Annotated in this window: 10 protein-coding genes and 1 pseudogene; 5 read left to right on the top strand and 6 right to left on the bottom strand. The window is 68.2% G+C overall.

Translation table 11 applies throughout. The annotated features are described in order from the left end of the window. Positions 1-4: 4 nt before the first annotated feature. Both ACZ7L9_RS12320 and ACZ7L9_RS12315 read left to right on the top strand, forming a co-directional pair. Entirely contained in the window at positions 5-1,357 is a 1,353-nt protein-coding gene (locus ACZ7L9_RS12320; protein ID WP_471414712.1) for a Gfo/Idh/MocA family protein, read from the top strand. 98 nt (positions 1,358-1,455) lie between these two features. Continuing rightward, the gene (locus ACZ7L9_RS12315; RefSeq protein WP_471415184.1) at positions 1,456-1,908 is read left to right on the top strand and encodes a DUF7402 domain-containing protein; all 453 of its coding nucleotides are present in this window, start codon (positions 1,456-1,458) and stop codon (positions 1,906-1,908) included. 301 nt (positions 1,909-2,209) lie between these two features. On the opposite strand, the gene ACZ7L9_RS12310 is transcribed toward ACZ7L9_RS12315, so the two are convergent. The 4 genes from ACZ7L9_RS12310 to ACZ7L9_RS12295 form a co-directional block, all read right to left on the bottom strand. Beyond that, positions 2,210-3,187, bottom strand: coding sequence for a LacI family DNA-binding transcriptional regulator (locus ACZ7L9_RS12310; RefSeq protein WP_471414710.1), 978 nt, complete (start codon positions 3,185-3,187; stop codon positions 2,210-2,212). A 124-nt stretch (positions 3,188-3,311) separates the two neighbouring features. Beyond that, positions 3,312-4,256, bottom strand: a complete 945-nt coding sequence (locus tag ACZ7L9_RS12305) for an ROK family protein (RefSeq protein WP_471414708.1) — start codon at positions 4,254-4,256, stop codon at positions 3,312-3,314. Then, the gene (locus tag ACZ7L9_RS12300; RefSeq protein WP_471414707.1) at positions 4,250-4,720 is read right to left on the bottom strand and encodes an AGE family epimerase/isomerase; all 471 of its coding nucleotides are present in this window, start codon (positions 4,718-4,720) and stop codon (positions 4,250-4,252) included. Before ACZ7L9_RS12300 ends, ACZ7L9_RS12305 begins: the two co-directional genes overlap by 7 nt. 157 nt (positions 4,721-4,877) lie before the next feature. Then, entirely contained in the window at positions 4,878-6,602 is a 1,725-nt protein-coding gene (locus tag ACZ7L9_RS12295) for a class I mannose-6-phosphate isomerase (protein WP_471414705.1), read from the bottom strand. A 161-nt stretch (positions 6,603-6,763) separates the two neighbouring features. Here ACZ7L9_RS12295 and ACZ7L9_RS12290 point away from each other — a divergent pair. Next, positions 6,764-7,161 (top strand): annotated as a pseudogene (locus ACZ7L9_RS12290) (type I phosphomannose isomerase catalytic subunit); the annotation flags it as partial. A gap of 53 nt (positions 7,162-7,214) precedes the next feature. On the opposite strand, the gene ACZ7L9_RS12285 reads toward ACZ7L9_RS12290, so the two are convergent. Together ACZ7L9_RS12285 and ACZ7L9_RS12280 are read right to left on the bottom strand one after the other, a co-directional pair. Further along, positions 7,215-10,001: an alpha-L-fucosidase gene (locus tag ACZ7L9_RS12285; protein WP_471414704.1), complete on the bottom strand. Its 2,787-nt coding sequence runs from the start codon at positions 9,999-10,001 to the stop codon at positions 7,215-7,217. A 394-nt stretch (positions 10,002-10,395) separates the two neighbouring features. After that, on the bottom strand, positions 10,396-12,777 hold the full coding sequence (locus ACZ7L9_RS12280; RefSeq protein ID WP_471414702.1) for an Ig domain-containing protein: 2,382 nt from the start codon (positions 12,775-12,777) through the stop codon (positions 10,396-10,398). 986 nt (positions 12,778-13,763) lie between these two features. Here ACZ7L9_RS12280 and ACZ7L9_RS12275 point away from each other — a divergent pair. Both ACZ7L9_RS12275 and ACZ7L9_RS12270 read left to right on the top strand, forming a co-directional pair. Beyond that, a complete protein-coding gene (locus tag ACZ7L9_RS12275; protein ID WP_471414701.1) occupies positions 13,764-14,531 on the top strand; it encodes a FadR/GntR family transcriptional regulator in 768 nt (255 codons plus the stop codon). Positions 14,532-14,561: 30 nt separating this feature from the next. Beyond that, positions 14,562-15,024: enolase-like domain-containing protein (locus tag ACZ7L9_RS12270; protein ID WP_471414700.1), on the top strand; the 463-nt coding region annotated here is incomplete at its 3' end.

The raw sequence follows: 15,024 nt of genomic DNA, 5'->3' as shown, positions 1-15,024 counted from the left end.
CGACATGCCCAGCTCACTTCGTCTCGACGGCGACCGGACCGATGGCGACGCCGCCCAGGGCCCGGCAGCGGCTCCTGCCGCTTTGCGCTACGCACCCGGTCGGCCGTCGACCGTGGTGGTCGCCGGCGCCGGGGCCCGCGGCTTCGCCTACGCGGAGACCGCGACCCGGCTCGACGACCAGGTGGAGATCGTCGCAGTGGCCGAACCGCGCCCCGGCGCGCGCCGAAGTTTCGCCGAGCGGTTCGGCCTCACCGAAGCCCACGTCTACGAGGACTGGCGCGACATGGCGGCCCCGGACCGCCTGGCGGACATCGTCGTCATCAGTCTGCTCGACGATCAGCACGTCGAGGCGGCGCTCGCCTTCGCGGAGCGCGGATACGACATCATCCTGGAAAAACCGATGGCGACCACCGAGCAGGACTGCGTCACCATCGCGGACGCCACCGCCAAGGCCGGCGTGAACGTCGCCGTCTGCCACGTGCTTCGGTACACGCCCTACACACTGGCCCTCCAGGACCTGCTCGCCTCCGGGGCGATCGGCGAGATCGTCAGCGTCGAGCACCTCGAGCCGATCGGGCACTCGCACTTCGCCCATTCCTTCGTCCGGGGCAACTGGCGGAACACGCGGGAAAGCAGCCCGCTGCTGCTCGCCAAGTCCTGCCACGACATCGACTGGTTGTGCTCGATCGTCGGCCGGCCCGTGACCCGGGTGGCCTCGTTCGGCAGTCTCAAGCACTTCCACGCCGGTGCCCGGCCGCCTGGCGCCGCCGATCGGTGCATCGACTGCTCCGTCGAGTCGACCTGCGGATTCTCAGCGACGCGGGTGTACCGCCGGGGAGTCAGCGAGCCCGACTCCTTCGAGGGCTACATGGCCCGCGTGATGGCCGGGGATCTCACCGCCGAGGCGGTGGAGGACGCACTCGCCCACGGGCCCTACGGGCGCTGTGTCTATGCCAGCGACAACGACGTGGTGGACCACCAGGTGGTGCAGATGGAATTCGAGGGCGGCGCGACGGCCAGCTTCACCCTGACGGCATTCGCCGAGGGGACGAACCGCAAGACCCGCATCTTCGGCACCCGGGGTCAGATCACCGGGGACGGACAGCACCTGGAAGTGTTCGACTTCCTGTCGGAGCGGACCACGGTGATCGACACCGACGAGTCCGGACACTGGGCCTCCGACGGCCACGGCGGCGGTGATCGCGGACTCCTGGAGTCCTTCATCAGGGCGCTCCGTGACGGAACACCCGAAAACGTTCCGACCAGCCTGAAGGAGAGCCTGGCCAGCCATCGGGTCGTGTTCGCGGCCGAGCGTGCACGCCTGAGCGGAACCGTCGTCGAAGTCAACGCGGATTAGCGCCCTGACACCCTCGGACCGCGCCAGCACACCGGGTGTGCGCCGACTGTGCGGTCCGTTGACGACCCGCATCCCGTCCTGATCACCCGACCGATCCGATTACCGCGTCGAGCCGGTTCAGCGCGCACATCCGACTCGGCGTCGCCGACGACATCACCGGCGCGACCGGCCGCGGCGAGTGGGCCTCGAACAGCGAGCAGACGCCGTGGATCAAGCTCGCCTGGCCGACCGCGCAGAAGAGGAACACCATCGTGCTCAACGACCGGCCGAACTCGGCCGACTGGGTCAAGGGCGGCACACCGACCTTCGGCGACAACAGCGTCATCACCGTCCCGGCGCTGCCCAACGACGGGTCGCCGTACGTGCTCCGCTTCCCCGGCAAGTCGGTCCGCTCCGTGACCTTCCAGGTCACCAGCGGCGCCGGGTGCGTGGGCCTTTCGGAGTTCCAGGTCCTCGACGTACCCATCTTGACCAGGCAGTCTCCGAGACCGTTCCCACGCTGCTGCGGCTCCGCGACGAAGGCGTCGTGGGGGCCGTCGGGGCTGGCATGAACAGCGACATGCGTACCGGGACGCCGCCGATGACCGAGAGGCAGGAGGAGGCAGCGAGCGGCTGGAGGACCGGTGGGTGGCGACGCTGGCGAGTGCGGCCCAGGACCGCCGGCGCTGCGCCGTGTTCCAGGCAATATCTCGTGCCTGCCGTCGTTCGAGAGCGGGCTGGTGTGTCCCGGCGCCCAATGATCCGGCCGGTGCGGCCGGATCGGGGCGCCGGGGTGGAGCCGTGGTTCAGGCGGCGCTGCGGCCGCACAGGTCACGCAGCTCGGGCTGACTCTCCGGCCGACTTGCGGTAGCGCTACACGCCGTAGCGTACGACCGATGTCGGCACCACTGTTCGGCGTGCCGGACCCGCAGGGGCGTCCGCTCCCTGCACGATGCGGTCCACCAGCAGCCGGGCCGCCCGGCGCCCGACCTCGTCCGCGTCGTAGGAGACCACCGTGACCGGCACCCTCAGCATGTCTGCCATCTCGAAGTCGTCGAAGCCCGCGAGGGCGGTGTCGGTGCCGAGGTGCTGGATCGCGCGATAAGCGCCCAGCGTGATGCGGTTGTTGGTGCAGAACAGTGCCGTCGGCGCGTCCTCGCGGTCCAGCAGTTCCCTGGCCGCCGCTTCTGCGGTGGGGATGTCGTGCGGGCCCCGGCGTGTCCACTCCTCGCGAGGCGCGAGCCCGGCCTCCTCGTGCGCGGCCCAGTAGCCGCGAAAGCGTTCGGCGCTGGTGAACAGAGTGGGCGGGTTGCCCAGGAAGCCCAGGGCGCGGTGTCCGTCTGCCAACAGCTGGGCTGTCGCCGCGCGAGCTCCGCCGAAGTCGTCCACGAGGACCGTATCGGCTTCGATCCCAGAGGGCGGGCGTGACGCGAATACCACGGGGGTGCCGCCGAGCGAGGCGGGGCTGAGGTGTTGGTGCGTGGCCCCGGCCGGGACCACGATCATTCCGCTCACCCGGCGGCCGACCAGGTCTTCCACCAACTCGCGCTCGCGCGGGGCCTGTTCCGCAGTGTTTCCCAGCACCAGCCGAAACCCATGTTCCTCGGCCACCTGTTCGGCGCCGAGGGCGAGCCGGGAGTAGAAGGGGTTGGCGAGATTGGTGACGACGAGGCCGATCATGCCGCTGGGACGGCCGAGCCGCAGATTGCGGGCCACCTCATTGCGGCGGTAACCCAGTTCACGTACGGCGGCGAGTACTCTCTCCCGGGTTCCGGGGCCGACGTGCTCGTCCTTCAGGACCCGCGAGACGGTCATGGCGCTGACTCCGGCACGTGCCGCGACGTCCCGCATCGTGGGAGTGGCGGGTCCGGACGGTCCGGAGTTGCCGGATGGTGGCACTGGGCTTGCACTCTCCTGAAATCGACTGCTGCGGGTGCCTTGGCAGTGCGCCCGCAGCCTTCATTCTAGGCGGTTGTCACCGGCTACCCGCTGCTGCGGGCAGCGGTCGCATCGCCCACCAGGCCGCCCCCAACAGCGGCGCGTCCTGCGCGCGCTCGGCGGTACGTAGCACCAGCCGTTTGCCGCGGACGGGGACCGAGCCTTCATCCAGGCCGGACCTGAGTGGCCCCTCCACCAGGTCCCACGAGGCGGCGATCGAGCCGCCGACGACCAGCGCCGTCGCCTCGAACCGCGTCAGCCACGGAGCCAGGGTCATCCCCAACACCCAAAAGGCGTGCCCCAGCGTGTTTCCCGCGTGCTGATCACCACCGCGGGCCAGCTCTGCGATGGCCTGTACGTCAGGGACGACGTCCAAGTCGTCCAGCGCCGCACGGGCGTAGGCAGCGCGGATCCCGCGCCGTGACACGGTCTCCTCGAGCGGTCGCCCGTCGTACGACAGCAGATGCGCACTGCCGTCCGGCGGCACCAGCGGGCCGTCGTTGACAGGCTCCCCCCGGTCCAGAAAGGCGGAGCCGACACCGCTGCCGAGGGTGACGCAGACGGCGCGCGGTTGGCCGGCGGCCGCTCCGGCGGCGTGCTCGCCGATGCCGAAGGCGTCCGCGTCATTGAGGAAGCGCAGCGCGGCGGGTGCAGGCCGCAGTCGTCTCCTCAGCTCGGCCCCGACATCCACGCCGTACAGGGCTTCGAACTTACCGACATCGTGGAAGAGCCCGATGCCCGTTGCGTAGTCGAAGGGGCCCGGCACCGCCACGCCCCAGCTCGCCCCGGGTGGGGCGTCGATGCGGGCGGCGGCTGAGGCGATTGCGTCGAGGATCTCCGCTGCGGTGCCCTGTGCGGGCAGCGGCTCGCGCACTGTGCGGCCCAGAGGCTGTCCGGCGTCCAGGTCCACGAGCGCCGCGGTCACATGGGTGCCGCCGATCTCCAGGACGGGCACGGGTGTCGGCTTGGGGGCGTTCAGCATGCGATCAGCCCGCGGCGTGCGGCCTCGCCGAGACCCAGGTGCTGCGAGGCACGGGCGAACAGCGTTGCCTGGAAAGCGTGGTAGACGTGGGGTTTGCCGCCCCGCGTCGTCGTGGCGGGCCGGCCCGTCTCGTCGAGCTGGTGCCACCAGCTGCCGCCTACGGCCTGCGCGAAGAGGTGCTGGGCCGCCTCGGACGTCCAGGCCGCTCGGTCCCCGGCTTGCGCGCGCAGCGAGATCAGCAGCCGCGCCCACTCCATCCAGTGGCCGACCAACGAGCCGTATGGGCGGAAGGAGTCTTGTGGGCGGTGGATGTTGTAGTCCGGCACGACCTGCCGGGTCGTGCCGAAGTGCTCGGGTACGCGCCAGTTGTGGGCCACGCCGTGCTCTCCGACGAGGGGGCGGCTGGACCGATTGCCGGCCTCGGAGACGGTCGGGGGCTGGTTGGGGGCGGTGGTGCGGCTCATGGGAAGCTGCCTCTTCCTTTTATTGCGCCGTGAGGTGGGGGCGCAAGCGTGGGCAGGGGAGGAGTGTTATCGATATCACTCCTGGAGAGCGGGTTTGAGGGGGCCGGGAGGGGAGTAATCCCCCTCCTTGGTCCGGGCCTGTGGGGCTGCACCGGTCTCAGCGGACCAGGGACTTGATCACGTGTACCGGCCGCTCGCCCAACGGCCGGAGCCGGTAGGCGCCGACCGCGGCGGGCACGGTCAGTGTCTCGGCGAAGACCAGCTCATGAGTTCGGCCGTCAGCGGTCTCGATCACCACGCCGTCGCCGGAGGAGATGTTGAGGATGTGGAACGTCCCCCCGGTGTCGTCCTCGGCGGGGCGTGCCCCATCGGCCGCCGGGTCGATGACCAGACGCCGGACCTCGTAGAACATCTCAGGCAGGGCGCCGATGACCTCCTCGCGCCAGCCCGGGCCCTCGCGTAGCGTGCGCGGGTCCTGGATCAGCTCGCGGAGCACGTCCTCGCCCTGTCGGCCGGAATCGAGATTGGCGAAGCCGTGGTCGTACGGCAACGGGCGGGAGTTGCCCTGGGCGTCCTTGCGCAGCCAGTCGTAGAACCGTAGCGAGTACAGGTACGGGGTGGCGCTGATCTCCAGGACGAGGTTGCCCGCACCGGAGGCGTGCGGGGTGCCCGCCGGGATCATGTAAAGCCGTCCCTCCTGCGAGGGGTGACTCTGCACGAAGCGCTCGACGTCCATCACTTCACCGCGCTGGACCGCTGCCTCGACCTCCTTACGCATCAGGCCGATGTCGGCTCCGTGCTGCAGGCCGAGGTAGACACGCGGGTCATCTCCGGAGCTCGCGGTGACGTAGTACGTCTCGTGCTGGGTGTACGGCCAGCCGAATTGGTCGCGCATGTACTCCGCGCGCGGGTGGAGGTGCAGTGAGAGATTGCCGCCGTCGACCGTGTCGAGGTAGTCGTAGCGGATCGGGAAGGACGTGCCGTACTCCTCATGCACGGCCGCGCCCAGGAAGTCCTCCGGGTGCAGCACGCACAGCAGTTGGAAAGGCAGCTCGACCTCTGCCTCCGGGCCGGAGCCAACAAGCACGCCCGCCTCGGGGGCGATCAGCTCGTAGCCGAGCGCGGTGTTGTCCTTCTGCGGCTCGAAGCCCAGCTCACGCGCGGCCCATTGGCCGCCCCAGGGGGTGGAGTTGAAGTACGGTCGGGAGCGCACCGGGCCCTTGGCGAGGGCGGCAAGCGTGGCACGCATCGTCTCACCGTCGACGGACGCGGGGGCCTTGGGGTGCTGCACATCGAGCCAGCGGTCGATGCGGCCGGCGATGTTGTCACGGTGGGCGTCGATCATCGGCCAGTCGGCATAGAAGAGGCGGCGCAGATCGCCGGGCTCGCGGTGGCGGCCGAGGTTCACGCCGAGCGGCTGATTCCCCGCGGCGATCGCGGCCTCGGCGTACCGCTTCGGTAGATCGGCGTACCAAAGGACGTCGTGTTCGATGAGCGCGGCGCCGGGGCCGTGGACGATGAGCAGGCCCTCGGTGGGACGCTTGACCTGCGGAAGCCCGCGGTAGAGGTCCCTGAGGGAGTTCTGTGCGATCGGCAGGTAGTACGGGTCCGCCTCGGGCCCGGTGCTGTCGCCGGTGCGGGCGAGGACGGCGCCCCAGCTGTCCTCGTATTCGCGGAGATCCAGAAGCTGGGACGGTACGCCGTGGCGGGCGAGGGCCGCGGCGAGGGAGGTCGTGGCATCGGCCCAGTCCAGGGAGGCCGGCCCGTCGAGGGCGAGAACGGCTGGGCCTGCGGGAAGGGTTTCTGCGGCTGCGTCCCAGCCACGAGCGACAACCCCGTTCACCGGGGCATAGCGGGGATTGCGGTCGTAGGAACGGGTCACATCGTGCTCCAAGAGGCGGGGTATGCAGTGCGGTGTTAACGATAACAATGAATGCTGGTCACCCCCGCGTCAAGGGGCATCGGTTGAAGGCGCACGGCACACCACCGCTCACCCGTACTGCTCGTCAGTACCGATCATCCGTACAGATAGGAACGCACCGCATGGATCGCCTCAGCAACCCCGTGCGCCCCTGCTCCTGGGGCTCCACCACTGACATTCTGGAGCTGCTCGGCACCGAGCCGACCGGCCGACCAGAGGTCGAGATGTGGATGGGCGCGCACCCCGGAGCCCCGTCCCGGACCGATCGAGGGTCGGCCCCGTTCCCCTCTCCGAAGTGATCGAGGCCGATCCCGAGGGCGAACTGGGCCCAGGGGGCGTGAAGGCCTTCGGCCCCCGGCTGCCGTTCCTACTCAAGATCCTCGCCGCGGCGTCGCCGCTGTCTCTGCAGGCCCACCCCGACCTCGCCCAGACCCTGGCGGGCTTCGCCGACGAGCAGGGGCGTGGCATTCCAATCCACGCCCCGCACCGCACGTACAAGGACGCCAATCACAAGCCCGAGCGCACGGGCGCGGGGCGGGGGCGGCAGAGCATGTCACAACACATCACAAGGCGTCAGAACACCTGCACCTCGGCCAGCGAGAGCGCACTCGTACCGGTGAGTTGCACGCGCACGTAACGACCGGACCGGCCCACGGGGATCTCCGTGGGAGTGCCCGCCTGGGCCGTCTGCTTCGAGGACCAGACGCCCGGCGCGGCCAGGGCCTCGTCCAGGGAGTCCGGCAACGGCGTGTCCGACACGATCACGTAGTAGTTGGAGAGCCGCTGCCCGCAGCAGTCCGTACGGTTCCAGATCGCGATCTTGTTGATCGACTTGCTGGAGCCGAGGTCGACCTGCCACCACGGCTGGGACTGGGTCTCGGAGGTGTGCGTGACCGAGCCGTTTCCCCACGCGCCGTCGGTGTTGCCGTCGACGGCGAGGTCGGGTGTGCCGCCGTACGCGGTCGAGGACTGCTGGGCCGGCTTGCGGACGGCGATGCCGGGGTCGCCGACCGCCGGGTCGAGGAAGAGGCCGAGGCCGGCGACGCTCGGCGCGAGCCTGGATTCCAGGATGCGCAGCCGGAGCCTGTCGGTTGTCGTCGGAGCCACGTTGAGCAGCCGCTTGTAGCCCACGGTGGTCCCGGTGCCGATCTCGGTCCAGCCGCCGTCCAGCCAGGCGTCGACGGCGAACTTCTCGATGCGCTGGCCGACGTCCATGCTCTCCTGGAGCGAGAGGGTGGTGAACCTGCGGGGCTCCGGGAGGTCGAGCACGAGCTCGGCCGGGACACTGCCCGAGCGCGGGGTCCAGTACGTCGACGCGTCGCCGTCGACGACCGTGGCGGTGCGGTGCTCGCCGGTCGTCTCCTTCGGGTCGGCCGAGGTGACGGTCGCGCCCGTCGCGAGGTCCTCGGCGAAGATCGTACGGATCGCCTCGCCGAACTCGCGCAGCCGCCGCACGTCGCCGTCGGTGAACTTCCCGCGCCGGTCCGGCGGTACGTTGAGCAGGAGCACGCCGTTGCGGCCGACGGACTTGTTGTAGATGCCGAGCAGCGCGGGGAGCGACTTGATCTGGCTGTCCTGACTGCTGTGGTAGAACCAGCCGGGCCGGATCGAGACGTCGGTCTCGGCAGGGAGCCAGCGCAGGTAGTCGTGGAAGGGGAGTTGCTCGCGAGCGCCGAGCACCTTGCTGCAGCAGGGCGTGGTGCCGACCTCGTTGGCGTGGGCGTCGCCGTACATCGGCAGCACGCTCCACTCGGTCTCCCGGCCCACGCCGGACTCGTTGCCGACCCAGCGGGCGTCGGGACCGGAGTACTCGACCTTCGACTGGGGGCCGGTCTGGATGACGGCCTGGGGCTGGAGTGCGCGGACCATGCGGTACCAGGTTGCGTAGTCGTGCCGTTCATGGACGGGAGCACCGGGGTTCTCGATCTCGACCGGGTTCGCGCCGTCCATCCATACTTCGTCAACCGATCCGTACTCGGTGAGCAGCTCGTAGAGCTGGTTCTCGTAGTAGCGGTTGTAGTCGTTGCTCACCACGTCGAAGGTGGGCAGCTCGCCGGAGGCCACCTTTTCGGCCCGGTTGTCGTCGCGGACCAGTGTCGGGATGGTGGTCTTCTTCCAGGCGCTGTTGTTGTTGTAGACGCCCTCCTTGTACTGGTGCACGTCCGCCGGCGAAAGATAGAGCGCGGCGCGCAGGCCCTCCGCGCGTGCGGCCTCCACGAACTCACGCACCACATCGCCCTTGCCACCCTGGTACGGGCTGTTCTTCACCGAGTAGTCCGTGTAGCGCGACGGCCACATGGAGAAGCCCTCATGATGCTTCGCCGTGAAGATCACCACTTTGAAACCGGCGTCCTTGAGGGCGCGCGCCCACTGCCGCGCATCCAGGTCGGTCGGGGCGAACTGCGATGGTGGCACCTCGCCTGATCCCCACTCCACGCCATCGGCTCCGGCGAAGGTGTTGATCCCGAAGTGGATGAACGCGGTGAGCTCGTCGTTCATCCACTTCTTCTGCCGCTCGCTCGGGACGACGTTGGCCGCCTTGGCTTCGATGTCCTTGGCCGTGTCACACGGCGAAAGCGTCACGACCTGCCCGGGGCCCTTCGTCTGCCGCTGGGCGGGGGCTTCGAGTCGGAAGTTCGCGCTGGAGAACTCGCCGTCGAAGGTGGACAGCGCGATGCCGTCCAGTCCGCCCGCGAAGCCGCGGTCCGCGGCCGACGGGTTGGTGTCGCGGCCGAAGCCCACCGCCTCGGAGCGGCTCGGGGCGGGAGCCCCCAGCTCCAGCGCCTTACCCACCGCGCAGCCGTCGAGGAACAGCCGCAGCGTCGAACGCGTCGCGCTCACGGAGGTGTAGACGAGCGCGACGTGCCGGAACTGAGTCTTCGGAACCACCAGTCCCTGGCCGCGTACCGGGGCGGCACCGTCTGCGGACATACCGAATTCTGTCTCGAAGTCGTTGGCGTCCTTGTAGCGGAAGTAAGGCGAGCCGAACAGACTCAGCAGCGTGCCGAGCCGCGGCACATCGGTGCTGCGCTTCACCACGGCTTCGGCAACGAGATTGCCGGTGATGCGCCCGTCGCCGGCGAGCGGCGTTTTGGGGGTGAAGCGCAGCCCGGATGCTCCGCCGGGCAGCGTCGCCTTGCCCCGGTCAACCCGGACATCGGATCCGTCCAGGGCCAGGGTGCCGCGAACGATCTCGCCACCTGCAGGGGTGTACGACTTTCCTTCGAACGATCCCTCGAAGTCCACCTTGAGCAGTGTCTGCGCGCGGGGTGCCGCCGACCCGGCCCCCGGAGGAGAGCCGGCAGCGGCCGGGTCTGCGGTGGCTGACGGGCCGGACGCCCCGAGGATGAGTGCCGTCACGACGGCCACCCACCCGGAAACCCTACGAACCATGTGGCTTCCTCCCAAGGGAGCAACAGGTCTATACCTCGGTTGTTTGCGGGGGAAGCTAACAGCTGACTCCTATTCAGACAAGAGAGGAGGCGCCAGTCATCCGATGACTGGCTTCGCCGTTTCGGTTGCCGTGAGGGGAGTGGCGGATGATCCGTTTGCCGCGCGCGTGTTGCCCTGAGCGCGGGCCGCACGGACGGCATCGGCACCGTGGCCACTCCGCCATCTGCCGAATCCGTCCGCACCCACCAATCGAGCTCTGCCGAGACATCAACGCAGGCCCAGCCGCCCGACTTCACCTTCCGGAGTTAAGATCACCAACAGCATCCGAAACTGCGGGCAGAGGCACTTTCAAGAATCACCATCAGGGCCTCTTTCCCGGCCTGGTCATCACCTTGTAGGTGATCTCGGCGTCGGCGATGCTCCCACCGTTGCGGGCGGTGATGGTGAACTTGCTGGCGCCCTCGGTGGCGGGAATACCCGTGATGCCTCCGGTGTCCTTGTTGAGGGTCAGTCCGCGCGGAAGGCTGCCGGATGTGACTTCGTATCGGACGGTCTGTGGAGTACTCGAGGTCACCTTGAACTCGTACAACACACCGACCTGAGCATCAGACGGTTCCGGCGTGGTGAAGCCCGGCGTGGGAGCCTTGACCTGCTGCGGCTCGCCGATTGGCTGACCGGACGAGTCCACCCGCAGCAGCGTCCACTCCTGATTCGGCGTGACGGCACTCAAATGCCAAAACCTGCTCGGGTCGCCCAACTGCTTCTTCTGATCAGGTGTGAACGCACCCATGGCGCGTGCAGACTCCCATGTCGTGATCGCTTGCAGCAACGTGGCGGAGTTCGATCCGGATGCGAGGCTCCCCACGCTGGTCTCGAAGTTGATGCCGGCGTCGAGGGAGGCCGCGCGCGCCATGGTGGTTTCGATCTTCTGAAGGCTGTCGTTGCCGGACAACCCCTGCTGGCCCATCATGCCGGGCAGATAGTTGGCGCGGTAGAACGTGTTGCTCCGAAGGAGCTGCGCGTAGTCCGTCCTGCCGATCTCGCCCCAACTGGCTCGGGACTGGGCGTCCCAGGTATTGGACGCGAGGTTGCTGCACTCGGTGACGAAGTCCTCGGAGTCGAGCTGCCGGTGGACGCCGTTGACCAGGCGCGCGAAACCATAGCCGCCCCAGCCGGTGTAGCCCGCCGACTCCAACCCGTCGTAGGACGTGGCCCGGACACCGGTGTCGTTGTACGCAGTGGCCAGCCGGGTCGCGATCTCGTCGATGATCGGCAGACCGCCCATCGCGCCGCCGTAGCCGTTCTGGATAAGCCGGGCGGCGCTGGTGCCGGCCGGGTAGGACTGCGCGGCTGATCCCCACTGCGCCCGGTTCAGGCCGCTGACCTGCCACTCGTTGTCGCTGACCTTCGTGACGGTGCCGTAGGTGATGAACTCGTCGCCGATACGCAGCCTCTGTCCGTCAACGCCGGGCTCCAGCGGGGCCTCGGCGTCCACGTACAACGTGGTGTCCGACTGGCCGAGCGGGCGGGTCAGCTTGGCTTTCCCTCCCAGTGCCAGCCGCGGATCAGCCGGTGCCTTCACGTACGGGTCGTGGGCGTCGATGAAGTTGGAGAGGGTGTGTACACCGACCTCGATTCCCTCCTTCCTCGCCGTGGCCACCAACTGGGCTGCCGCCGCGTCCGATCCGCCGAACACGTCTCTGAACTGGTAGTGCCCATGCGATACCCACGGCCCGTCGCCGGAGATCGCATAGATGTTCCTGATCCCGGCCTGCTTGGCGTACTTGCTGGCGGCGGTGACGTTGCTCGTGTTGAGGTCGTAGACCCAGAAGTGGGATTGCGAAGTGCGCTGGGCCACCTTCTGCCACTGGCCGTCGAGGGTCGGGTATGCCTGGCCGTGCTGCTGGGCGATCTGACTGAGCACGGTAAGTGCGAGATCCGGAGCACTGCCGAAGAGTGCGATCTTCGATCCGACGATCCGGCCCTCCGGCGCCGGCAGCGGCCCGAGCGGGATCTTGTACCCGTTGGTGCGTTGCCGGACCCGCTCCCGGCTGTAGTCGTATGTGGTGGCGCGTAGGACGCTGCCCCATTTCGTCTTCGCCGCAACGTTGCTCGCCAGCCACTCATCCTTCTCGCCGGTCTGCAGGCCATAGGGATTCCAGATGAGATCCGGGCCGAACCCGTAGGCCAAGTGCTCGTTCGGCCACCCACCCACGGTCTTGTCGTTGAGCGGACGAACCCCCAGGACGAAGTCGCCGTTACCGACCACGCCGGCTGTCTCACCGATCGTCTGGGTGATCTTCGTCGGCAGCGGGCCCCACAGCAACGTCTGCACATCCACGCCCGGAGCGGCCGTCAGACCGACGACCTCAAGTGTGGAGTGCGTCGGGAGCGTGACGACCTTCACTTCGATCGTCACCTTGTCGCTTCCGAATACCAAGACTCGCCGGTCGCGCGGCGAGACCCTCATCTCGGCAGGAACCTCATGCGTGCCATCGGCCACCACACTGACCAGCGGCACCGATGTGCCCGTCGCCAGATAGTCGGTGCCATTCCGCAGATCCACCAGGCTGCTCACCTGACCAGAGCCGTTCACACCCACCGACAGGAAGCCTGCGATGATCCGCCGTGGCGGGGACGCCCCATTGTTGGTCGCTTGCACCGCCTGAGCGGTGGTGGCGGTAAGCCCCATCGCCGTGATCGAACTCAGGCCGCCGGCGACCAGAAAGCGACGTCTGTCCATAGTTCCTCCTCAGTGAGGCGAATCTCAACGAAGCGTGTGATTGCTGATCGTCTGCCCTGGAGCCGCGAGGGCGGGATCTCGCGCCGGGAGGTCCCGTCACCGTCCGCGCCGCTCGAGACCGAGGGGAAGGAGGTGACGGACGATGTCACCCACATAGTTCGTACTCTTCCGCGGGATACGGGCAAAGGCGACGGTGAGTCGACACTCCCGCAGCCTCGCCAGGACGGAAATCCCTTGTCTGTCCCGGGCAGACGCTCAGTGCAAGTGCGATCCAGCGTGCAGCTGGCCGCTCAGCGAGTCAAGGTTTAGTTAGGATCTATTTATATGTGAGGTGGGTGTACCAGGTCGGCCATACCGATCGCAGAAGCGATCGGGCCGGTGAGCAGCAGCAGGCCGCCGCCCTCATGGTCGGACAGATCGACGTGACGGACCTGCAGGTCCCGTGGGAGATCCTTCGAACGCGTTGACGATGCGCTGCATGTCCGGCCGCTGGTTCGCGTCCCAGATCTGTTAGGTGAGCTGGACCTTGCCGTTCGCCGTGCCGCCGGCCGAGCCGCCCGAGCGGGCGGTAGCGCCGAGAACCGAAGCGGCGGCCGCGGCGAGTGCCCCCCGGTGCCTACCGGCCTGGTCGATGTGTTCACTTCCACACCGAATGTGCATTGAGGTATCCCATCTATGGTGAGGTGCGCAACATATAGTTCTGATGCATGTCGGAGCTGTAAGGCTGGTCTGGGCTGACTTTCCGGAGGATCGCCGCAGGCTATGAGGCTCGGGACAGCTATCCGGAATGCATGTCATGACGAGAATCGGGCGAAACGGCCCAGCTGGGATAGGGAGGAGTCTGAGGTCATCGGGCCTTGGCGTCAAGGGTTTGGATGTGCTTCACTGAAGATGAACCGCCTGATATATCGGAAACATGTAAGTGTCGACAGGCGCCGAGGCAAGTGGGCGTCGAGTCACGGCGAGAGCGAAGTGGGGGAGAGACGTTGGCCCGCTCAGAGAAGATCTCCGCGCCCGCGGGCGCGGAGGGTGCCTACCGTCCCGGGTACGAGGTCGCGGCCGAACGCATCCTCGAGTATGTCGTCCAAGCGGGACTTCAGCCCGGCGCGCGGCTGCCCACCGAGAAGGATCTCGCGGATGAGGTGCAGATGAGCCGGACCGTGGTCCGGGAGGCGGTGAAGATCCTCTCCGCTCTGGGGCGACTGTCCGTGCAAAAGGGCCGCGGCATCTACGTGGCCGAGCCCGAGCAGTCCTCCTGGCAGACGTCGTTGGCCAAATTCCTGCCCGCGGACCTGCGGCAGGTGGACGAGCTGTTCGAGTTCCGTCAGCATCTGGAGACCACCGCTGCCAACCTGGCCGCGCGGCGGGCCACCCCGGCGCAGGTCAAGGCGGTGCGCGAAGCCGCGCGGCAGTCCGCCCTGGCGGCGGAGCAGGGCGACATCGACGCCTTCACCGTCGCCGACGAGGCGTTCCACGTCGGCATCGCGGACGCGGCGGCCAACATGTTCTTCGCCTCCACCGTCGACGCTGTAAGGCGCCTGCAGCGCCAGGTCACAACCATTGGGCTGGCCGGGGTAGCGGGCGGTTCGCTGCTGGTGGCCGCGGGGCAGCACGAGGCGATCGCCGAGGCCATCGCCTCGGGGGAGCCGGGCAGCGCCGAGGCCCTGATGACCGAGCACATCGGCATGACCGCTCAGCAGTTCCAGCGCGAGATCTGGCGTCGCGTCATGCCCGGCGACGACGCCGACTCCTGAACTCCAGACTTCCAGCAGTGAAGGACGTCCATGCGAATTACCGATGTGACTGTGGAACTCGTCGAACTGCCGGCTCAGCCGCCCTTCCGATGGCGGGCCGGGCTGCCGGGCTCGGAGCCGGCGGTGGTCGGCGGCATCCTGCGAGTCCACACGGACGAGGGCCTGGTGGGCGAGGCGCACACAAGACGCGGAGTGATCGTCGCCGACCTGGTCGAACGTCGCATCCGCGACGACCTCATCGGTCGCGATCCGCTCATGCGCGAGCTGCTGTGGCAGCGGCTGTGGGAGCTGGACCGGATCGAGGAGCTTCCGATCTATGCCCTCGGTCTGGTCGACGTGGCGCTGTGGGACCTGGCCGGCAAGGCGGCCGGGCAACCGGTCCACCGGCTGCTGGGCACCTACCGCGAGGCCATCCCCGCCTACGCGAGCACGGTCACCTTCGACAGCGTCGAGGAGTACCTCGACGTCGCCGACCAGTGCCTGGAGTTGGGCT

Source organism: Streptomyces sp. NPDC111516 (assembly GCF_055635345.1).
The sequence above is the reverse complement of the archived record's forward strand: the minus strand, read 5'-3'. Positions and strand labels throughout refer to the sequence as shown.